This is a genomic window from Rhodococcus shunpengi, from assembly GCF_048381395.1.
Taxonomy (GTDB): domain Bacteria; phylum Actinomycetota; class Actinomycetes; order Mycobacteriales; family Mycobacteriaceae; genus Rhodococcus.
The window spans coordinates 1-21,016 of record NZ_JBLWIU010000013.1 but is presented as its reverse complement, the minus strand read 5'-3'; the positions used below and the strand labels follow the sequence as shown (position 1 = coordinate 21,016).

Annotated in this window: 20 protein-coding genes; 5 read left to right on the top strand and 15 right to left on the bottom strand. The window is 67.1% G+C overall.

Annotated features, from left to right (window positions below; translation table 11 throughout):
- Nucleotides 1-113 precede the first annotated feature (113 nt).
- Entirely contained in the window at nucleotides 114-818 is a 705-nt protein-coding gene (locus ACNJ7K_RS09810) for a DUF899 domain-containing protein (protein WP_159418304.1), read from the top strand.
- Nucleotides 819-830: 12 nt separating this feature from the next.
- Nucleotides 831-1,679 (top strand): alpha/beta fold hydrolase, encoded by an 849-nt coding sequence (locus tag ACNJ7K_RS09805; RefSeq protein ID WP_230791648.1) that lies wholly within the window; start codon nucleotides 831-833, stop codon nucleotides 1,677-1,679.
- A 19-nt stretch (nucleotides 1,680-1,698) separates the two neighbouring features.
- Here ACNJ7K_RS09805 and ACNJ7K_RS09800 read toward each other — a convergent pair whose 3' ends face one another.
- The 4 genes from ACNJ7K_RS09800 to ACNJ7K_RS09785 all read right to left on the bottom strand — a co-directional run bounded on the left by ACNJ7K_RS09800 (nucleotide 1,699) and on the right by ACNJ7K_RS09785 (nucleotide 5,090).
- On the bottom strand, nucleotides 1,699-2,250 hold the full coding sequence (locus ACNJ7K_RS09800) for a dihydrofolate reductase family protein (RefSeq protein WP_230791649.1): 552 nt from the start codon (nucleotides 2,248-2,250) through the stop codon (nucleotides 1,699-1,701).
- 58 nt (nucleotides 2,251-2,308) lie between these two features.
- A complete protein-coding gene (locus tag ACNJ7K_RS09795) occupies nucleotides 2,309-3,118 on the bottom strand; it encodes a glycoside hydrolase family 19 protein (protein WP_225623545.1) in 810 nt (269 codons plus the stop codon).
- A 725-nt stretch (nucleotides 3,119-3,843) separates the two neighbouring features.
- Entirely contained in the window at nucleotides 3,844-4,188 is a 345-nt protein-coding gene (locus ACNJ7K_RS09790; protein ID WP_159418306.1) for a ribosome small subunit-dependent GTPase A, read from the bottom strand.
- Nucleotides 4,189-4,424: 236 nt separating this feature from the next.
- A complete protein-coding gene (locus tag ACNJ7K_RS09785; protein WP_120282610.1) occupies nucleotides 4,425-5,090 on the bottom strand; it encodes a class I SAM-dependent methyltransferase in 666 nt (221 codons plus the stop codon).
- A 129-nt stretch (nucleotides 5,091-5,219) separates the two neighbouring features.
- On the opposite strand from ACNJ7K_RS09785, the gene ACNJ7K_RS09780 reads away from it, so the two are divergent.
- Nucleotides 5,220-6,527, top strand: a complete 1,308-nt coding sequence (locus ACNJ7K_RS09780) for an alpha-hydroxy-acid oxidizing protein (RefSeq protein WP_159418307.1) — start codon at nucleotides 5,220-5,222, stop codon at nucleotides 6,525-6,527.
- Between the two features lie 7 nt (nucleotides 6,528-6,534).
- On the opposite strand, the gene ACNJ7K_RS09775 is transcribed toward ACNJ7K_RS09780, so the two are convergent.
- The 8 genes from ACNJ7K_RS09775 to ACNJ7K_RS09740 all read right to left on the bottom strand — a co-directional run bounded on the left by ACNJ7K_RS09775 (nucleotide 6,535) and on the right by ACNJ7K_RS09740 (nucleotide 16,809).
- A complete protein-coding gene (locus tag ACNJ7K_RS09775) occupies nucleotides 6,535-7,398 on the bottom strand; it encodes an oxygenase MpaB family protein (RefSeq protein WP_159418308.1) in 864 nt (287 codons plus the stop codon).
- Nucleotides 7,399-7,492: 94 nt separating this feature from the next.
- Nucleotides 7,493-8,926 (bottom strand): phytoene desaturase family protein, encoded by a 1,434-nt coding sequence (locus ACNJ7K_RS09770; RefSeq protein WP_159418309.1) that lies wholly within the window; start codon nucleotides 8,924-8,926, stop codon nucleotides 7,493-7,495.
- Complete coding sequence (locus tag ACNJ7K_RS09765; protein ID WP_159418310.1) at nucleotides 8,923-10,740, bottom strand: DUF3556 domain-containing protein; 1,818 nt, start codon at nucleotides 10,738-10,740, stop codon at nucleotides 8,923-8,925. The genes ACNJ7K_RS09770 and ACNJ7K_RS09765 overlap by 4 nt, the downstream gene beginning before the upstream one ends.
- Before the next feature lie 73 nt (nucleotides 10,741-10,813).
- Entirely contained in the window at nucleotides 10,814-12,277 is a 1,464-nt protein-coding gene (locus ACNJ7K_RS09760; protein ID WP_268655709.1) for a class I adenylate-forming enzyme family protein, read from the bottom strand.
- Nucleotides 12,278-12,407: 130 nt separating this feature from the next.
- Entirely contained in the window at nucleotides 12,408-13,718 is a 1,311-nt protein-coding gene (locus ACNJ7K_RS09755; RefSeq protein WP_268655708.1) for a PucR family transcriptional regulator, read from the bottom strand.
- A 66-nt stretch (nucleotides 13,719-13,784) separates the two neighbouring features.
- Nucleotides 13,785-15,044: a hypothetical protein gene (locus tag ACNJ7K_RS09750; protein WP_404817793.1), complete on the bottom strand. Its 1,260-nt coding sequence runs from the start codon at nucleotides 15,042-15,044 to the stop codon at nucleotides 13,785-13,787.
- 92 nt (nucleotides 15,045-15,136) lie between these two features.
- Nucleotides 15,137-15,973, bottom strand: coding sequence for a hypothetical protein (locus tag ACNJ7K_RS09745; RefSeq protein WP_159418313.1), 837 nt, complete (start codon nucleotides 15,971-15,973; stop codon nucleotides 15,137-15,139).
- Nucleotides 15,970-16,809: a MerR family DNA-binding transcriptional regulator gene (locus ACNJ7K_RS09740; RefSeq protein ID WP_487041572.1), complete on the bottom strand. Its 840-nt coding sequence runs from the start codon at nucleotides 16,807-16,809 to the stop codon at nucleotides 15,970-15,972. Before ACNJ7K_RS09740 ends, ACNJ7K_RS09745 begins: the two co-directional genes overlap by 4 nt.
- 140 nt (nucleotides 16,810-16,949) lie before the next feature.
- Between ACNJ7K_RS09740 and ACNJ7K_RS09735 the strand changes: the two genes are divergently transcribed.
- Nucleotides 16,950-17,921, top strand: a complete 972-nt coding sequence (locus tag ACNJ7K_RS09735; RefSeq protein WP_159418315.1) for a pirin family protein — start codon at nucleotides 16,950-16,952, stop codon at nucleotides 17,919-17,921.
- A gap of 42 nt (nucleotides 17,922-17,963) precedes the next feature.
- Here ACNJ7K_RS09735 and ACNJ7K_RS09730 read toward each other — a convergent pair whose 3' ends face one another.
- On the bottom strand, nucleotides 17,964-18,368 hold the full coding sequence (locus ACNJ7K_RS09730; RefSeq protein WP_120282600.1) for a DUF1304 domain-containing protein: 405 nt from the start codon (nucleotides 18,366-18,368) through the stop codon (nucleotides 17,964-17,966).
- Nucleotides 18,365-18,823: a cupin domain-containing protein gene (locus ACNJ7K_RS09725; protein WP_159418316.1), complete on the bottom strand. Its 459-nt coding sequence runs from the start codon at nucleotides 18,821-18,823 to the stop codon at nucleotides 18,365-18,367. Before ACNJ7K_RS09725 ends, ACNJ7K_RS09730 begins: the two co-directional genes overlap by 4 nt.
- A gap of 88 nt (nucleotides 18,824-18,911) precedes the next feature.
- Between ACNJ7K_RS09725 and ACNJ7K_RS09720 the strand changes: the two genes are divergently transcribed.
- The gene (locus ACNJ7K_RS09720) at nucleotides 18,912-19,976 is read left to right on the top strand and encodes a helix-turn-helix transcriptional regulator (protein WP_159418317.1); all 1,065 of its coding nucleotides are present in this window, start codon (nucleotides 18,912-18,914) and stop codon (nucleotides 19,974-19,976) included.
- On the opposite strand, the gene ACNJ7K_RS09715 is transcribed toward ACNJ7K_RS09720, so the two are convergent.
- Nucleotides 19,973-21,016, bottom strand: a 1,044-nt coding sequence (locus ACNJ7K_RS09715) for an ABC transporter ATP-binding protein (protein WP_487041571.1), incomplete at its 5' end; no start/stop codon positions are given. The two genes, ACNJ7K_RS09720 and ACNJ7K_RS09715, sit on opposite strands and share 4 nt — an antisense overlap.

Sequence of the window (21,016 nt, the reverse complement as noted above, 5' to 3'; positions counted from 1 at the left end):
GTACGGGGCCGTGCTCACTCCGGCGTTCGGACTCGTGGCCGCGTCCGCGATGATTCCCGGCTCCCGCCCCGGTCAACATTCGTGAACGGATCCGTCCGACTCCGGGAGATGTCATGACCCAGCAGACCACCCGCACCCTTCCTCCGATCGTCGACGAGCAGACATGGCGGTCGGCGCTCGACGACCTACGGCGACGGGAGAAGGCCGCCACTCGCGAACTAGACGCCATCGCAGCGCAGCGCCGCCGGCTGCCGATGGTCGAACTGCCCGACTACACGCTGGTCGGCGCCGACGGCCCGATCCGGCTCGTCGATGTGTTCCAGGGCCGCTCGCAGCTCATCACCTATCACCACATGTGGTCCGACGGTGCCGAATGGCAGTGCGGCGGATGCACGAGTCTCACGACGCAGTGGACCCGGCTCGGCATCCTCGACAACTACGACGCCCGCATGGTCATCGTCACCAACGGGCCGATCGACGAAGCCCTCGCCTACAAGGCGAAGGTGGGCAACACGATGGAGTGGTACTCGTCGTCGGAGAGTTCGTTCGGCGCCGACGTCGACGCACCTCCCGGTGGCGGGTTCGCGGTCAACGTGTTCCTGCGCGACGGCGACAAGGTCTACCGCACCTGGCACACCACCGGCCGCGGCACCGAACAGCTCAGCTACACCTTCGCGCTGATCGACCTTCTTCCGTGGGGCCGTCAGGAGAAATGGCAGGATTCGCCCGAGGGCTGGCCGCAGTCGCCGACCTATTCGGGGTGGCTCGATTCCCCGGACGTGGCGCGGCTCTACGGTCCCGGCACCGGCGCGCAGTGAAGGCCGGGTGACATGGCGGACTCGACACCCTCGCGCAGCGGACATCTACCCATCAACGGTCTGAGCCTGTACTTCGAGGTGCACGGCGAACTCGGCGGGTCCGCTCCGCTGCCCTTGCTGCTGATTCCCGGCGCGTTCATGAGCACCGAGTCGATGCCGTCCTGGGTGACCGCCTTCGCCGAACGGCGCCCGGTGATCGTCTTCGATCAGCAGGGGCACGGCCGCACCCCGGACACCGATCGTCCGATGTCGTACGTGCAGTTCGGCGACGATGCGGCGGAGTTGCTGCGGGCTCTGAACGTCGAGCGTGCGGACGTGATGGGCTATTCGCAGGGCGGCGGGGTGGCGTTGCAGGTAGCGCTCCGCCATCCGGACCTTCTCGGAAAGCTCGTCACGTTGTCGGCCACCTACCGGCAGGACGGTTGGTACGCGTCGGTGCTCGAGGGCGTCGGACATCTCGATGCCGAGGTGTTCGCCGGTTCCTCGGTCGAGAAGTCGTTCACGGAGCACACGCCCGATCCCGCGGCGTTCGCCGCCTACGTCGACAAGATGAAGGTCCTCAACATCGAGGACCAGCAGATCACGGACGAACAGATGCGGTCGATCACTGCGAACGCGATGGTGATCGTCGGCGACGCGGACGGCGTGAAACCGGAACACGCGGTGACGATGTTCCGGTTGCTCGGCGGTGGCGACGAGGAAGCAGCAGCGACGGGGATGCTGCAGAAGGTTCCCCGGGCACGCCTGGTGATCCTCCCCGCGATGTCACACCTCGGCATCTCCGGAGAGGCGGACGTGCTGGTGCCGATGGTGACGGCGTTCCTCGACGACGTGCCGCCGGTGACGCCGGAGCTCTTCTGAGCCGGCGGCCGGCGGACTTTCACTCGGCGAGATAACGCAGCATCACGGCGGTGGTGAACTGTCGTGTCTCGACCAGGCGCAGATCGACGCGCTTCTCCAGGGGCGGGAACATCGGTGTGCCTCCACCGAGCAGGACGGGTGAGACGAACACCTGGTACTCGTCGATGAGACCGTGCGGGATCAGCGACGCGGCGAGATTTGCCCCACCGACCTCCATGACGCCGTCGCCCTCGGTCTTGAGCCTGCGCACCTCCTCCACCGCGTCGTCGCTGACGAGGCGACTGTTCCAGTGGACCTCGGTGAGGGTGCGGGAGAAGACGACCTTGGGTGTGGTCGTCCAGAGCTCGGCGAAGTCGCGTTCGATGGGCGAGGCGTCCTCGGGCAGGTGCGGCCAGTACTCGGCCATCAGCTCGTACATCCGCCGGCCGTGCAGCGAGAGCTCGAGCTGACGGAACCGGTCGTTGTGGAATTGGTGCAGTTCGTCGTCGGGGTCGGTCCAGTCGATGTTGCCGTCGCGGTCGTTGATGTAACCGTCGAGGGACACGCCGAAGTCGTAGATCAGTTTTCTCATGCTCCGATAGACCGCCGGCGCACCCCGAACTCATCGGCCCGGTGCGACCGTGTCGGGCTTACGGCTGGAGCAGCACGTCCAGACCACGCTTGAAGTCGTCGATGCGGCGACCGAGGGCGTGGTGACCGCCGTTGACGAGCTCGGACACCCGGACGATTCCTGCGGTATCCGCGACCTCGTTGAGGTTGCGCGACGTCCAGTACCAGGCAGCGGTGGTGAAGGCGTTCTCCGGCGCAGCGAGCAGCTCGGGGTGCGCGACGAAGTCGACGCCGATGTGCTCGCTGACCTTCTCGTAGTTGTGGCGGCCCGTGATCTGGATCGCGCCGCGACCCTTGTAGCGCTCACCGTCGCCGGGATGGGTGTTGCCGAGATCGGCACGCCCCTCGTAGGCGCGACCGGACGCGTACTCCTCGAAGGTGCGGAAGGAGTCCGATTCGACGGCCAGCTGGGCGATGAACGCCGCCTGACGGACCGGGTTGTCGATGCCGCTGCGCGCCATCGCGTCGTTCAGCGGTGCGATGAACTGCTCGACCTTCTCCGCCGGGATGCCCGGCACGATGCGAGCCAGCTCCTCGGGTGTGACGGCGGGGGGCGGCGCGGGAGTCGTCTCGGCGACGAGTTCGACCACCTCGGTCGTCTCTGCGGATTCGGCCTCTTCCTCGTCGTCGGTCACGGTCCAGCCGTCGGCGGCCAGGGCGTCGAAGTCGAGCGCCCGGAGCAGGTCGCGGGGCTCCTGGAAACGGGTCTGGGTGGGGGTGGTGGGTGCGGTGTCGGCGTGGGCGGCGGAGGTGCCGACGCCGAGCGCGGCGGTGAGGACGGCCGCGGTGGCGACCGCGGCACGGAAACGGCGCAATGATGAAACGGACAAGGGTCGTGCTCCAAGATTCGCCGAAGCTGGGTTCGGCCTTCGAACGGGGCCGCGGGCATCACCGGCGGGATCGTTACCACCGCACGGAGGGCCAACACGCGACCATCAGGTCACAACCAGGTAACGTCGCAGGTCGAGAGGTTTTCAAGCGATCGTGGCCGACGCCATCTGAACCGAAGCAAGTGAGCCACGCCATACTCGAAAGTCGATCATTGCGGCCCTCGCATTCGGCCGGCCCAGCGAGAACCTTCCGCAACGGCACCTGGCCGATCCTGTCCCTCGTCCACGGAGGATCGACGTGCTCTCACCGAATTCCCTGCGTAGCAACACCTTCGATGACACGACCGCACGCGCCGAAGGTTCGCCCCACAGATGATCGAATCGAGGCCGCGATGGGTCGCCCCCTCGAGAACAGACCAGTTCGATTCGACCGAGAAGGTGTACACCCCCGAGCCGGGTCGTAATCATTTCGTGTCCGACGACACACCTCGATAACGCGCTGCCGTGAGCAGAAGAGTCCATCCGCCTTCACGGTGCAACGGACCCGAATCGGAAGTACCGACCGGTATGTTCGCGCAGGTCGAAGACCCGACCGTTCGGTCAGGGGCGTCCATGATCAGCGCGCCGAAACGGGGTCGACGCGGCGTGTTGCGGTAGCAAGCCCCGGTTCATCGCGCGAACTGCACTGACTGGTACCGACCGCCCTGTATGCCGCGCCGAGAACTTCAGCGGTCGCGGTAATACGCCCGGATCGCGCGGCTCATCACCTTGATCTCGCGGGTCCGCTCGTGCCGCAACCGGGCATCGGACCGGGCCGCGATCCACTCGTTCTCACGCCGCAGTTTGCGATGACTCTCCACTCGCCGGGCATCGAGGTCGCCACAGTCGACGGCGGCGTGGACCGCACATCCCGGCTCGGTCTCGTGCGAACAGTCCGTAAAGCGGCAGTACTGAGCGAGCTCGTCGATCTCGGGGGAAGGCGGAACGGTGTCGACGTTCGCGGCGAGAACCTGCTCTCCCGAACGTCCCGACGCGTCGGCACGACGAATCGCGCCGGTACGCGGCAGCACCGCACAGACGGTGACCGACCCGCACGATCCGGCCGGGAGTTCCCTGGATATCGTTGTTCGCGAACCGTTCCGCGATCTGCTCGGACCAGCCGTACTCGACCAGCGGATCGGTTCCGGGTAGGACATCCGGGTGCACGGTGACTCCTGGATCATGACGAGGCGCGGGTGGTCCGCTCCGACAGATCCGATGGTGAACTCCGCACCCCGGCACTGCAATCGAATGTCCGCGTGCACCCTCAACCGCGGTGGGCCGACAACAACCAGGCCGGGAGCTTCGAGCGGCCCTTGTCGTCACGCTGCCACGCGGCAGCATCCTCGTCGCCGAGAAATGCGTGGATGAACGCCGGCCGCACGTCGTCGACGGTCCAGAACTCTGCAACCGCGTCGCGCAACTCGTCGTCCGTCACCGGATTGGGTCCCTGGCCCTCTTCAGGGAAGGCGTCCTTCGAGAAGGCAAGGACGAAGAAGAACGCACTCGGAGCAGCGGCACGAGTGACGGCGCTCAGGTAGGCGCGGCGCCGGTCCACAGGCAGCGAATGGAACAGGGTGCTGTCGACGATCGTCGCGAACCGGCCGTCGAAACCCGTGAACGAAGTGATGTCGGCGACCTGAAAGGTCGCGGTCGTCAGACCCCGCTCCGTTGCCGCGTCTCGAGCGGCCTCGATGGCGGTCGGTGACAGGTCGAGACCGACCACCGTGTAGCCCTGTGCCGCCAGGTGGAGGGAGGTCTCGGCATGTCCGCAGCCTGCGTCCAGCACGTCGCTGCGGAATCTGCCCTCGTCGATCAATCGGGCGATCTCGGGCTGGGGTTCGCCGATGTTCCACGGTACGGGGCCCGAAAACCCTTCGGCGACGCCCCGGTAGATGTCGTCCCACGGGGCAACCTGGCCGTCCTCGGTCATGGATCCGACGGTACGCCCGCCGTCGGATCCACCGCACCGATTACGAATTCGACACCGGTAACCGGTTCACTCGACCGGGTTCGTGAGGAAGGATCGACAAGCGCCACCGCTCGAGAGGGGAACTCACTCGTGACCGAAACTGCCGCATCTGCACCCGCCGGCCCCGGCCGGGAACGTCAGGGGGTCGTGTACCGCAATGGAGCGTTGGGCCGGCGTCCGGCCGTTCCGACGTCCTTCGGCGACCTCGAACGCGCCGCCCGACGTGCGAGTTCGAAGCGGGCCTGGGCGTATGTCGCGGGCGGTGCCGGTGAGGGACGCACCATGCGCAACAATCGGCGCGCGTTCGACCGGTGGGCGTTCGTCCCGCGCATGGCCCACGGCATCACCGAACGCGACCTGCGTACGACCGTGGCGGGCACGTCGCTCTCCTCGCCGCTGCTGCTGGCCCCGATCGGGGCGGGAGCGTTGATGGCTGCCGACAGCGACCTGGCGATCGCGCGGGCGGCTGCCGCGACCGGCGTGCCGTACATCTTCTCCAACCAAGGCTGCAATTCCATGGAGGACTGTGCCGGCGCGATGGGCTCTGCGTCCCGCTGGTTCCAGCTGTACTGGAGTTCCGACGAGGATCTCGTCGACAGCCTGCTGCGACGGGCCGAAGCAGCCGGCGCCGAAGCCGTCGTCGTCACCCTCGACACGACGATGCTGGGGTGGCGTCCGCAGGACCTGAATCTCGGGTCGCTGCCGTTCGCACGTGGCGAGGGCATCGCACAGTACACCTCGGATCCCCGCTTCCTCGACATCGTCCGGGAGCGGATCGACGCCGCCCGCGAGATGGTGACGGAGCGACCCGATGTCACACTCGGCGCGATCCGCACGCTGCTGTCGATGACCCGCAACCATCCGGGTCGACTCCTCGACAACCTCCGCTCCCCCGTGCCGCGCGCCGCCGCGGAGACCTTCCTCGACATCTACTCCAATCCGGGACTGAGCTGGGAGCATCTGGCAACGTTGCGTGATCGGACGCGACTTCCCATCGTGCTCAAGGGAATTCTGCATCCCGACGATGCGCGTCGCGCCGTGGATCTCGGAGTCGACGCCCTCGTCGTGTCGAACCACGGTGGACGCCAGGTCGACGGATCGATCGCCTCGCTCGATGCCCTGCTCGACATCCGTGCCGCGATCGGCCGGGAGCCGACCGTGCTGCTGGACAGCGGGATCCGAAGCGGTGCCGACGTCTTCGTTGCGCTCGCGCTCGGCGCGGACGCCGTGCTGCTCGGCCGGCCCTACATGTACGGATTGGCGATCGCAGGTCGACAGGGTGTCGAGGAGGTGATCCGCAACGTGATCGCCGAGTTCGACCTCACCATGGCATTGACCGGCGCCCGATCGATCGCCGACATCGACGAACGGTTCGTCCGGCCGAATCCCTCCTTCTGAGACAGGGTCAGGCCTTGCGCGCACGCACCTTGCGGTAGGGAGCCTCGTCGATGCGCGTGGTGATCTCGGCGACCATCTTGTCGTACGACTCGTTCTTACGAGCGATGCCGATGAGCCGCTTGGTGGTGCGTGCCGCGGCGCGCAGGTTCATCGGGCGCCCCTCGATTCCGTACATCAGGCGCGCCCACTCCGGCAGCAGCGACAGCATGCCGTCCTGCACGACGACGAAGGTGAACACCTTCACCGGATTGCCCCACAGGTTCGGCTTGCGGAGCGCGTGCGTCACCTCGGCGGCCGCGAGCGACAGCGACAACCAGTGGCGCTGCTCGTCGACGTACGCCTCGAGGTCGGCCCGGGTAGCGGGCAGGCGGACCGGGTCCGCGCCGACGAGTTCTGCGGCGATGTGCTGCTCGACGACGAACTTGTCCTGCTCGGCCGGGGTCAGGTCGAGGCCGAAGGCTTCCGCACCGCGCAGCAGCGCGAACGCGAGGGCGTTGTGCGTCCAGTCGATCCACGCGGGCTCGTCGGCGCGCAGCGTGGTGCCGGTGTGCGGGTCGTCCCAGACGGCGTGCGCGTGCATGCGGCGCACCGACGCAGCGGCGGCATCCGCATGGGCCTTGTCACCGAACATGACCGTGTCGAGATAGCGGCCGGTGCGCTCGTCCCGCCCCTTCGGATCGACGTACGCGGCCGACGCGTGCTCGAACAGCCGCATCATCCCGGGGTTGAGTGCCTGCAGCAGCAGACCCGCCATGCCCGCGACGCGAGAGGACGGGTCGGCGTACACCCTCCACGAGACGGAGCCGGGGCCGAAGTAGCCGTCGTCTTCACGCGGCGCGTTCTGGGCAGGGTGGGGGGTGGTTGCGGTCACGGGGGCTCCTTCAGCACCGGGGGGAGTGCATGTCGGGAGAATGTTATTTGCGTGTGCGAAGTTTCGCGCGCCGCGCGCGCCCGTCACCGCACATTCACCCCGGAAGATCACCTCGTGTCTGCAGGTACGCCAACGCCGACCGGGCGGCGTGGTAGCCGCACATGCCGTGCGCCCCGGCACCCGGCGGAGTCGCCGCCGAGCACAGGTACACCCCGGGAACGCCGGTCGCGTACGGGTCCAGTGCCGGGCGGGGCCGGAGCACGAGTTGCACCGCACTGTTGGCTCCGGTGACGATGTCCCCACCCACGTAGTTCGCGTTGTGGACCGACATCTCGGTCGTCGTCCGCACGTGCACGGCACGGATCGTGTCGCGGAAGCCCGGGGCGAACCGTTCGATCTGTGCGGTGATCGGCTCGGTCGCGTCGCCGGTGTACCCGTGCGGGACGTGCGCGTAGGCGTAGAGCGGGTTCAGGTTCCCTGCGGATCGCGACGGGTCGGCGAGGAACTGTTGGCCGACCAGGACGTAGGGACGATCGGGCATGATCCCCCGGTTCACCTGGCGTTCGGCTGCCGCCGTCTCGGCGTACGAACCGCAGACGTGGACGGTGCCGGCGCGGCGGGACGGTTCGTGCTGCCAGGGCACGGTGCCCTCGACGGCGTACTCGACCTTGAACGCCCCCGGACCGTGCTTGTACCGGCGGTAGGCGCGGGCGGTGCGGCGGGGCAGCCTGTCGCCGACGATCCGCACGGCGTCGGCGGGTGAGGTGTCGAGGAACACCAGATCGGGGTCGCCGAGTTCGTCGAGGGACTCCACGCGTACCCCGGTTTCGACGGTGCCGCCGTTCTTCTCGATCAGTGACGCCATCGCTGCGGCGATGGCGCGCGATCCGCCCTGCGCGACCGGCCACCCGTAGGCGTGCGCGGCCGTGCCCAGCGCGACGCCGATGGCCGAGGACATCGGCGAGCCGAAGGGCCGCAGGGCGTGGGCCGCCACCCCACCGAAGAGGGCGCGCGCCTCGGGTGTGGACCAGGCGCGTGCGAGCACGTCGGCGGGCATCGCGGCGAACATCCCGAATCTGGCGAGTAGCACCGGATGGACGGGCACGTGCAGCATCGGGCGCAGGAAGTCCTCGGTGATGCCGCCGAATCGTTCGGTCAGCGCGCCGAAGATCCGGCGCCACATGGACCCGTCGGTCCCGAGTTCCGCGGCGGTGTCGTCTACAGATCGATAGGCCGCGCCGCCACGTCCGCCGTCGAGCGGATGGGTGTACTGCACCTCGGGCCACGACCAGCTCAGCCCGTGTTCCGCGAGGTCGTACTCCCGGCTGAAGGGTGTGTCCACGGCCAGCGGGTGGAAGCCGCTGCATTCGTCGTGGAGCAGGCCCGGCAGGGTCAGTTCGCTGCTGCGCGTACCGCCACCGATCGTCTCTGCTGCCTCGAGCACTCGTACCCGTACGCCCTCGGAGGAGAGGACGACGGCGGCAGCGAGCCCGTTGGGCCCGCTGCCGACTATCACCGCGTCGGTCATGCTCCAACCTTGACACGATCGGGCCGGACCTGCGGGTGGAGGTAGGCCGTCCCGGCTGGTTCGTAGCCGGACATCCGCCAGGTGACGGTGTGCGGGATCGGGCCGTCGGGCAGCCACGGCTGCGCAGAGACCGCGTCCTCGATGTGATAGTGACCGCGCTCGACGACACCGAGCGCCGCGTCGATCACCTTGTAATCCAGCGTCTTCCGATGGATCGGCTGGGACTCGATCCACACGATGACGCATTCTCCCGGTTCGAACCGGCACCGTTCCTGCACCGCGCTGATGGTCTGCTCGTTGTGCAGGTGACCGTCGCCGAACTGCCAGCCCACCAGGGTCGTGCAGGTGAACTCGCCTTCGCGGATGCGGTAGTTCTCGAGCTTGTCGAGGTGCCGCATCATCAGCGACATCAGGCCGCGACCCTGGCTGTGCATGGTGCGCCATGCGACTGCCTTCTGCATGAAGATCTCGGCGACCTCCTTGCCGAACGCCCCACTCAGCTGGTCGATCTGGTTGTCGTTGAACTTGGTGAGGTTCTCGTTGAGCTTGTTCTCCGCCTCGTCACCGCGGAAGGCCCACAGGGCCGACGCCCAGTTGCCGGCGTACTGACGCATCGACGGCAGGAAGGAGACGAGGTCGGGGCGCAGGTTGCCGAGGATCGGGAACAGCAGGAAGGCGACGAGGATCGGCGCGAGGATCCAAACGGAGCTTACGTCGCCCACCCCGTAGCCGGCGCCGGCGGGGAATCCACCGAAGAGCCAGACGGCGGCGAACATGTAGAAGACGTTCCACTCGAGCGGGACCGCCAGCGGGAAGGTCGAGGTGATGAAGATGTGGAACATGACCATGCCGATGATGGCGAGCCAGGTGATCGTCGTGTTCGTCGAGAACAGCAGCACCAGCGGGACGACGAGTTCGACGACGGTGCCGCAGACGTGGGCAAGGAACCAGCTGACCTTCGACGGACGAAGATCCTGCGGGAAGTTGCGGTAGAGCGAGCGCTTGAACCGCTTCGAAGTGATCCACGGGGTGTTGCTGAGCATCGGCGGGATCACATTGGTGAAGTGGTGACCGAATTTGGAGACACCTGCGCCGAACCACACGGTGACCAGCGCGATCTTGGCGGCCAGGATCATGTCGACGTGGTTGCTGAAGATGCCGAAGAAGAACATGACGGCGACGTACTGTTCCGAGCGTGCGGCCAGGAAGACCACGCGGTCGCGCAGACCCATGACGACGATGAGGCCGACATAGGTCAGCAGCGCCCACTGCGGGAGCAACCCGACCTCGCTTCCCGGCAGGGTAGCGGTCGTGACGCCGGGTCCGAGCAGTAGGAACAGCAGCGTGGCCAGGAGCGCGAAGTAGATCGCGACATCGACGACGGTGCGATGGTCACCGCGGGTGAACGGCACCACCTTCGGCCAGGGTGGGAGCCGCAGGGTGCCGCGGCGGGTCCAGTAACGCCAGCCACCCGTGAACGGCTTGAACTTGAACGCCAGCGGGCCGGAGGACGACGCGTAGCCGGTGATCTCGAACAGGATCGTCCACACCATCAGCTTCTGGTAGACGATCGGCTCGCCCCACCAGTCGGCGAGATCGGCGAAACCCAGTCCGGGCGTGGTGAGTCCGACGACCGCCACCCCACCGAGAACGTAGAAGATCAGCTTGTACACGTAGAGCATGTGCATCTGTTTGGGGCTGCCGAAACCGTATTCGGCCCAGTGGGTCGCCAGCACCCGCATGCGCTCCATGAAGGGCATGTCGTCGTAGGTGGCCGGGTCGACCGGTGGCATGTCTGCCGTCTTGAATCCCATTGTGACTCCTGAAGGTGGGCAGGGCTCATCACCGCGAGGGGCACTCGCGTCGAGGTAGGACGAGGGATGAGGGTCAGGCGTGTTGCAATGCGCGCCTGAGTGAGGGTTTGTCGATCTTGCCGACGGGGTTCTTCGGTAGCGCGTCGAGGATGTCGATCCGCTCGGGCACCTTCGCGCGCATCAGGTGCCGCCGGCAGTGCTCGAGGAGGTCCTCGGCGGTCGTCGTCGCATCCGGGTACAGCTCCACGTAGGCGACGGGAACCTCGCCGAGGACCGGGTCGGGCCGCCCGACGACCGCGGCTTCGAGAACGTCGTCGACCGAGGTCAGGACGGTTTCGATCTCCTTGGGATAGATGTTCTCACCTCCGCGGATGATCATGTCCTTGACGCGGTCGACGATGCGCAGATAACCGTCCTCGTCCAGGAGCCCGATGTCCCCGGTGTGCAGCCAACCGTCGCGGACGGTCTCGGCGGTCGCATCGGGGCGATCGAGGTAGCCACGCATGACCGTCGGTCCCGCGATGACCACCTCCCCTGTCTCGCCGGGTGCCAGCAGTTCATCCTCCGGGGACATGATCCCGATCCGCTGTCCGGGCAGTGCCGGTCCGACCGTTCCGAGTTTGCGGACACCGTCGACGGGATTGCAGGCGGACGCACAGGTCGCTTCGGTGAGTCCGTATCCCTCGACCATGACGAAGCCGAAGCGGTCGTGGCACCGCTGCAGCAGTTCCTTCGATACCGGCGCGGCGCCGCACACCACGAACCGCAGCGACGAGGTGTCGGGGCTCACGGTGTCGGGCAACGCCGCGAGCATCGCGTAGATCGCGGGTACAGCGGAAAAGTATGTGGGACGGAGCTTTTCCACGTGGTCGAAGAACCGGGTCGCGGAGAACGACCCGATGACACTGAGCTGTCCGTGCGAACGCCAGACCGCCAGTGCACTCACCATGATCGCGTTGACGTGGAACAATGGCAGGACGAGCATGCAGTGGTCGTCGGCGGTGAGACGGAAATGCTGCGCCATCGTCGACGACATGGCCTCGGCGTTGTCGTGATCGAGCATCACGCCCTTCGGCCGTCCGGTGGACCCGCTGGTGTAGATGACCAGGCTCAATTCGTCGCCGCGCAGGGCCACAGGGTCGGGGCCGTCGCCCTCGTCGGCGAGATCGTCCACTGCGATGCTGGGTCGGCCGCCGGCCGGTGCGTCCACCGAGTGGTTGACCACCAGGACAGCGCCGGAGTCCGAGATCTGATAGGCCGCTTCGGATTCCGTGAACGCCGGATTGACGGGTGTCGCAGCAGCACCGAGACGCCACGACGCGAGCATCGCGACGAGCAGTTCGACCCGGTTCGGCAGCATGATCGCGACGATGTCGCCCGCGCCGACGCCGTGCCGCGCGAACTGTGCTGCGACAGCGCGGGTTCGGTCGTCGAGCTGAGCGTAAGTGAGTTCGAGCCTGTCGTCCCGGACCGCCGCACGAGAGCGATCCTCGGCGGGGACGTTCCAGGGGAGGAAGGGAAAGCGGGAGAAGGGCATCTACAGCTCCTCGGTCCGACGAGCACGTATCGGTTGTGATGCACGACACTATGCTGCCGGCGTGATCCAGGACACGTCCCCACGAGACCAACTTCGACGCTTCTCTTGTCGATCCTGCACAAAAATCGGGTCAGCGGCCGGACGAACGCTTCTCCTTGGGAATCAGCACGGGTCGTCCGAGCACATGACAGACGTGCAGAGCCAACTCGAGATCCAGCCGGTTGTCGGAGATCGGCCGCCCCCGTTCGTCCTCCGCCTTCTGCAGCCGGTACTTCACGGTGTTCCGGTGGAGGACGAGTTCCTCGGACGTCTGCACATAGCTTCCGCCGGTCCGCAGGAACACCCGCGTCGTGTCCCGCAACCGCTCCGCGGCCGGGCTGTCGATCGCGAGCCGCCCCAGCGTATCGGCGACGAAACGCCTGGTCGTCGCGAGATCGCGCGCCAGCACCGCCGTCGCGGACATGCCGTCCTCGCCGTAGTACACCGCTCGGCTGTGCCGAACGGTCGCGGTGCTCGCGACGATCCGCACCACCTCGGCCTGCTCGTGACTCCGCCGGAATCCCGCGACCCCGACCCCCGGCTTCCCGAACGCCACGCGCAACCCGGGGACGGCCTGCACAGCCGTCCGAAGGCGTGACACGTCGACGACCGTGCCACCGGCCGTCGTCCACAACCAGGCCGTGCGCCGATCCACCGGCACGAACAGGGGTGAGCCTCCCCCACCGGCCGCGACGGTGAGAGTCTCCGCCACCACCGCGAGCGCGGGTGTCTGGTCTGCACCCTGGGCCGGGCCTTCGATCCACACGATCGCACCGAGGTGGGTTCCGTCGAGCCGGTAACCCGTCTTCGTCGCGAACTCCTCGGTATCGAACGCACCGCCGCTCAACACCTGCTCCACCAGCGCCGACGTCACGTTCTCGGACTGCTGGACCAGCACCCGCTGCTCCTCTTCGTGCGCGTCGAGCACGACGCGCGTCATCCAGTCCACGTACTTGTGCATCCACCCGGCGAAATGATGGAGCAGCTCGAGTTTCAGGTCGGGTGCACAATCGAGCTGCTGGATCTCGGCGAACACCTGGTTGAACAGGTCGTCGGAGCCGATGTGGTACGCCCGCCGCAGCGCCGCCGCAGGAACGCCGTGCCGCGCGAGCCTCACCGCATACTCCGTGGCCGCGGTGATCGGCTGAATGCGATCGAGCGGGATGTCGTGGCTGATCATGTGCAGGATCGTGGCGACATTGCCCTCCACACTCGCCCGCAGCATGTCCGTCAGTTCGGACTCGCCGAGATCCTCGACGACCGACTCGATCGCCGCGTCCATGCTCGCAACGATCTCGTCGGACCGCCGTTGCAGCCGCTCACCGACCACCACGACGAGTTCCTGCACCTCGACGGCACGCGCATCCTTCGGCGGAGTCCCGCGTCGGGCGTCATCGTTCATTGCACTCGTCTATCAGAAAATTCTCGTGCGCAGTGTGCGATCACCGCACCATCGCGTCCCGGAGAGTCAGCCCGCGGCTTCGTCCCGGCATGCCGCGTAGCCTCCGGCGACGAAGGTCGTCGCGGAGCAGTACACGGCCTCGGGATAGTACGGACCCATCACCGTCGCAGGATCGGTGCCGGTCGCCTGCGACGCCTGGATCGACTGCGGGTAGAAGGCCGACGACGGCAGCATGTAGCGCAGGAACAGCACCTTCTTCGGCACCGTGGTATCGCCCCACGGCAGCACGGTCACGGTCGGGTCGGCGACCGAGGGAAGGTCGGTGGGTGCAGCAATCACGTACGTGTAGTAGCCCGACGCGTCGAGCGCGGTCTCGAAGTCGCCGGCACACGCCACCACCGGATACGGCGAGACCAGATCGTTCTGACACATCGACCAGTACCGCACCTGCTGATCGGGAACCGTGACCGGCACTCCCGCACGGGTGTCGGGGAACAGTGGCGCCTTGGCCCGCACCACGACGATCCGCCCCGGCTGGTAGGTCAGCGCCGTTCCGAGATACTTGTTGTCGCCGTTGGGGAACAGGCCCGACGAACTCGCCGGGTTCACGAACACCGTCTCGGGTGTGCCACCGGGGAACGCACCGCTCGCCGCACCGGCGATGACCTGGTCGAAACCTGCCTGCGCGAACTGTGCGACGGGTCCGGTGTAGGAGTTCGGGTCGAACGGTTGCTCGCACGGCTGCCTGAGCATCGTCGCCCCACCGAGGCGCATGGTCACCTCGGGCAACGGCACGCCGCCGCTGACAGATGTGGCGTCGTCGGGCACGTACACGCGGATGATCAGGAAGCCCACCGGGGTGCTCTGCCCCTCTCGAACCCCGCGGATCTCGTTGCGCGCGTGGTCCGCCGGACCGGGTACCACGGTGGCACGCCACTTCTGCTGTGACGGAGGAAGATTCCGCGCCGCCGCATCCGCGAAGGGGTTCCCGCTGCCCGAATCCGGCACGATCATGTCGTCACGCAGCGTGTCGACGGTGTCGAAGTTCGTGCCGTAGGTGTTGAGCGAGAAGTATCGTGCGGCCGGATAGGTGCCGGACACCTCGATCGAGTCGCCCGGGCCCAGCGCATAGGGCAGCACCCAGTAGGTGGCGTTGACGTCGGGGAACGCCACGTTGAGCACCGTCTCGTTCGACATGAACCGCCACGCGCACAAGGCCGGTTCGGCGCCGGCGGCCGGGGGCACGGTGACCGTGATGCTCGCGCACAGGAACGCGATCGCGGCGACGAGGCGAGCGCGGAGGGCTCGGGATGAATTGCGGGACACGGAGGCTCCGTTCGTCGCATCCACGATAAACGCAGGTCACCGCCTGTGGAACGGATTCGGTGGACGAAATCGTCGATTTCCCCCTCGCCGCGTCAGGCGAGGAGCGCGGCGTCGAGCACTCGGCGCGCCGCTGCGGCATCGTCGATGTGGATCGCGAACCGGCTCACGAGCGCCGGACGGCGGCGATGTTCGAAGAATGCCGGCAGCAGGGCCTCGACGGGTTCCGCGAGGACGAGGTCGAGATTGGTGCCGTCGGGACCGGGCAGGAACAGCACCTCGCCGTCCACGCCCGTCTCCGTCGGCTGGAAGCGATGGCGCGGGATGCATCGCTGCAGGTTGTCGGCATCGATATGGGCCACGACCTGATGCCCGGAGCGCAGGACCAGGCCGTCCCGCGTCAGAAGATGCGGGTTGACGACACGATCCGCGAGCCACCCCACGAGAGGAAGAAGCGAGTACACCGACACGATCAACAAGGTCCAGCGCAGCCATTCCCAGGGCACGAGTATGTGGACCACCGCGATCTCGATGACCGACGCCACAAGCCACGCGATCGGCACGCTCATCGTGCCGCGGGTGTAGCCGATCGTCGTCACCCCGGGGCCGGCGCCGACGCGACGTCCTCGTATCAGGAACCACAGTGCGCGGTAGCTTCTCAACTCCGCGCGCATCAGGGTCGCGGGCACGCGGCCGACGAGCTCGTCGAGCACCCCCGCCCACGGTATTCCGGATCGGCGTAGAACTCGGACGCGCAGTGCGCCGACGATCAGCACCAGGATCCCGAGAGGTAACTCGAAGCCGAGCCAGACCTTCAGTGCTGTCGCCGGTGTGAAGACGCCCAGCGCAGCGAGGACGGCGTTCGTACAAGCCACCGCCACGGTGAGGACGAGGGCGGCTCGGTGGGCGAGCCGGACGGTGCGCCCGGTCATGCCCGCATTCCGTCCTGCTGCCGTCCCGACTGTGCGGCGACGCGCCGGACGAACCCGATCGCGACGGCCTGCTGGGCCGGGTCCGGAAGGAACTCGGCGAGCACCTCGGTGTTCGATTCGAGGGCAGTTGCCGCCTCGGCCGCCCACGAGCCGAGCACCTCCGCCATGATCGGGATGTCGTCGAGCAGCGCGGTCATGCCGTCGATGACGGCGGTGATCTCGTCGGCTGTCGCGGTGGGATCCTGTCCGGCGAGCGCTCCGAAGCGTCGGTAGACGGCGACCATCGCGTGCCGTTGTTCGGGGTCGTCGAGCAGGGTTCGCATGGCGTCGAGATACTCCGGCGATGCCTGCCCGGTGAGTGCGAGCATCTCCCAGCTGTCGCGTTCGCGGACGAACAGCGACCGGGTGTGCGGGTCGTCCTCGCCGTCGATGAGTTCGTCGAACGCGTCGACGATCGGTGACGGCAAGGGCGAGAGCCGGTCGCCGGCGCGGTGGCGTTCGAGGATCGCGGCGAGAGCATCACGCTTGACCTGCAGGGTCCGGATCTGGGCATCCGCCGCCTCGAGCAGCGATTCGAGGTCTGCGGTGAGGTCGGACTCGGCATCGCGGTCGGCGCCGTCGGTGAAGTGGCCGCCGAGGACGGTCGCCACCGAACCCAGTGGAACACCCGACTGGGCCAACCATCGGATGCGCAGCAGGCGCACCAGGTCGGCGAGTTCGTAGTCGCGGTATCCGTTGGGTGTCCGTAGGGGTTCGGGCATGAGCCCGAGCCGGTGGTAGTGCCGGACGGCGCGAACGGTGGTTCCTGCGGCCTGGGCCAAGTCGCTGATCCTCATGGCTTCAGCATCGACCCTGACGCTACGTCAGGGTCAAGTCGTGGATGCGGCGCGCCTCGGCTGGGAACAACCCGAGGAGGACGGAGGTTGAGTGCAGTAAGGTAGTTGACAAATCAACTACATGCCTGAGAGGGGTTACCGTGCCTGCCGTAACTGTCGACAACGTTCTCACTCTTCCCCGCGTGGAAGAGCCCGCACCCGACGCGCTCTCGCGTCCCGTCCTGTCCGTGACCACCGCACCGCGCGGCTTCGAAGGCGAAGGCTTCCCGGTTCGCCGTGCGTTCGCGGGCATCGAGACGAAGTACCTCGATCCGTTCATCCACATGGATCAGATGGGCGAGGTGAACTACGCGCCCGGCGAACCGAAAGGCACACCCTGGCATCCGCACCGCGGCTTCGAGACCGTCACCTACATGATCGACGGCATCATGCAGCACCGCGACTCCCACGGAGGCGGCGGCACCATCGGTGGCGGCGATACCCAGTGGATGACCGCCGGCAGTGGCATCCTGCACATCGAAGCACCACCGGAACATCTCGTGGTCAGCGGTGGACTGTTCCACGGCGTGCAACTGTGGGTGAACCTGCCCAAGGCCGAGAAGTTCGTCGCCCCGCGGTACCAGGACATCGGCGGCGGCGAGGTCGCCCTGCTGTCCTCGGCCGACGGTGGCGCGCTCATCCGCATGATCGCCGGAGAACTCGACGGGCGCCGCGGCCCCGGTTCGACGTACACGCCGATCACCCTGCTGCACGCGACCGTGGCACCGGGAGCGAGCGTCACCCTGCCGTGGAACCCTGAGTTCAACGCCCTGGCATACGTGCTCGCCGGTGATGGCGCGGCCGGACCGGAACACCGTCCGATCCGGACCGGACAGACCGCCGTCTTCGGCAGGGGTGAGAGCCTGACCATCTCTGCTGCCGCGACGCAGGATTCGCGCACCGACGCCCTCGAGGTGTTCGTGCTCGGAGGCAAGCCGATTCGTGAACGCGTCGTCATGGCCGGTCCGTTCGTCATGAACACCCGCGCCGAGATCATCGAGGCGATGGAGGACTTCCAGGCCGGGCGATTCGGTTCGATTCCCGCCGTGCACACCTCGGACGAGGAAGCCTGAACGGGTAGTTGCGACAACACCGAATCGTCGGCCGCGACGCCTCTACGCCAGTGCCAGCGTCACGAGCGCGACCAGCGACGGCACGCTCTGGCACAGCGACCCCACGACCCCGGCCCCGCGTGGACGGCTCATGGCCATCCGATCCGAGGCGAACAGTGCGATGCCGGCCAGGAACATGAACGAGCACGTGTAGACGACGAGGGTGCGGCCCGGCGTCTCGTGGCCGGTCCACCACAGGATCACGCCGGCGAGCGCTCCGGATCCGAGGAAGAGGTTGTAGAAGCCGACGTTGAACGCCCACATCCGCACCGGCTGGACGTCCTCGGTCGGGATGCGGAACACGTCTCGGTGGATGCTCGGACGGCGGAACAGGATCGTCTCCCACACGAAGACCAGCAGATGCACCGCGGCAGCGACCAAGGCCGCGAGTTGCGCAACGACGATCATGGCGAGACCTCCTCGGCGAATCGGATGCCATAGCGCGTAGCGATCTGCCTTAACCTGCTCGTCAGCGCGTCCTCGGGCAGGTGTTCCTCCCCCAGCGCGTCGAGGTCGGTGAAGAAACCGCTCATCCCGGTGCCGTGGCAGACGAGGAGAAAAACCGCGTCGTCGGTGAGGACCGAGAAGCTGTTCGTCGTTCCCGCCGCGATGGTGAGCGTGTCACCGGTGGCGAGTTCGCAGCCCTCACCGCCGAGGAGGACGAGGATCCGGCCGCGCAGCAGGTGGTAGGTCTTGGGCCAGGGCTCGGTGTGCAGCGGCGGTGGGCTGCCGCAGGGCGCCTCGACCAGCATGAGCTCGTAGGCGTCGCCGGTGTGTTCACCGGACGACAGCACGGTGACGACGGCATCCGGCACCGACAATCGCCTGCCCGTACCGGCACGTTGGAGATGAATCGTGGACACAACTGCGACGCTATGGATCCGGAAGCAGCCGGACCATCCCCTGAATCGGGGATGCTCCCGTCTTCCGGATCCGGCGCATACTGGGTTCATGCTCGAAGTGCGGGCGGAGCGGCTACGCCGCGAGATCCTGGCGTTCGCGGGCACCGGTGCCGGCGTCACCGCACTGCACCAGCGTGCCATCGAACTGGTCGATCGCACTGTACGCAGCGACCTGACGTGCTGGGCACTGTTCGATCCCCTGACCCCGGCATTCGGTTCGATGACCAGTGGGCGCAACCGCATTCCCTCCGAATACGAGCCATTACTCGCCGAATCGGAATGCGGTGGACACGATCCCGCGACCTTCGCAGACATCGCCCGCAGTGGACGAACGGTGGTGCGGGCCTCGGATCTACCGTCGACCGAAGTCGCCCACAGCCTTCGGCACGCTGCGGTATGGTGCCCACTCGGACTCGACCGTGAGGTGCGGGTCGTCTTCACAGTGGACGGGTTCTGTTGGGGAGCAGCGGGTTTCGTCCGTTCGGGACCGGACTTCACGGAGCGGGAGCTGGAGTTCCTGACGATGGTCGCGCCGGCGGTGGCCGTCGCGACCCGGGCGGCCGCCGTCCACACCCTGCACGCGCGCCCCGGAGCCGATCCGGGACCGGCGGTGATCGTGACGGATCCAGCGGGTCAGCCGGTCGCATCGACGGTCGCGGCGCGGGCATGGGAGGAATGGCTCGCCGGTCCCCTGCGATTGGCACTGCTGTTGCGGGCGGCAACGTTCGGGGCTCGGGCGAGTTCGACCGGAGTGTTCCGGGCGCGTATCCGCAACGACGGTGGAGGCTGGATCGTCGTCCGTGCGGCGCCGTTGAGCACCGACGGCGACGAATCCCGCACCGCGGTCACGATCGAACCCGCGGCCGGCAGCGAGCTCACAGACATGCTGTTCGCTGCGTACGCGCTGACCGCCCGCGAGTGCGAGGTGTGCACCGACGTGCTGAGCGGACTGTCGACGGCCGAGATCGCTCGGCACCGGGGCATCACGCCGAACACGGTGCACGACCACCTCAAATCCGTCTATGCGAAGACGGGATCGGGTAGTCGCGCGGAACTCGTCGCTCGGTTGGCCGGCCGGCAGGTGCCCCGGCCGTCGCTGTCGTCCCCTATCTAGCGCAGCACCACCGGGATCAGTTCGGTGGGCGCGTCGGACCCCGTGAACGCCGCGATTCGGGGCTGAGAGTCCAAGTCGTCGAGGATGGCGTGCTGGGCGGCCGGGGGCAGAGTGTGCAGGATCGAGCGCACCCGCTCCTGCCGACGCGCCACCGCCTGCCGCTCCGGCATCCCCGGCGTGGCCTGCATCTGCGGCACGATCCCCTCGACATCATCGACACCACCGGCATGATGACCCGCCTCGACGAGCGCCTGCTCGTGCGCCATCGTCGCCTCGTCCTTCTCCTCCGACATCCCGATCGGACCGATCATCGTGCCGTTGAGGAACTGCTTGACCACCGGCTCATCCGAGGTCAACAACACCTCCCGCGGACCGAACATCACCAACTGCCGACGGAACAACATCCCGATATTGTCCGGCACCGTGCGCGCCAGATTGATGTTGTGCGACACGATCAGGATCGTCGCATCGATCTCCGCGTTGATATCGATCAACGTCTGCGAAATATAGGTCGTGCGCACCGGATCGAGACCCGAATCCGGCTCGTCCACCAGGATGATCTCCGGATCGAGCACCAACGCCCGCGCCAGCCCGGCGCGCTTGCGCATCCCCCCGGAGATCTCCCCCGGGAGCTTGTCCTCGGCGCCGAGCAGACCGACGAGCTCGAGCTTGCTCATCACGATCTGCCGGATCTCCGACTCGGACTTGCGGGTGTGCTCGCGCAACGGGAAGGCGACATTGTCGTAGAGGTTCATCGACCCGAACAACGCACCGTCCTGGAACAGCACCCCGAACAACTTGCGGATCTCGTAGAGCTCCTTGCTCGAGCACTGCAGAATATCGGTGCCGTCGATGACGATCGAGCCCTCCTCCGGGCGCAGCAGACCGATCAACGACTTGAGGAACACCGACTTACCGGTACCCGACGGACCGAGCAACGCACTGACCTCACCGGCCGGCAACGTCAACGTCACGTCCTGCCAGATACGTTGCGAGCCGAAGGACTTGGTCAGCCCCTCGACGGAAACCTCGACTCCCAC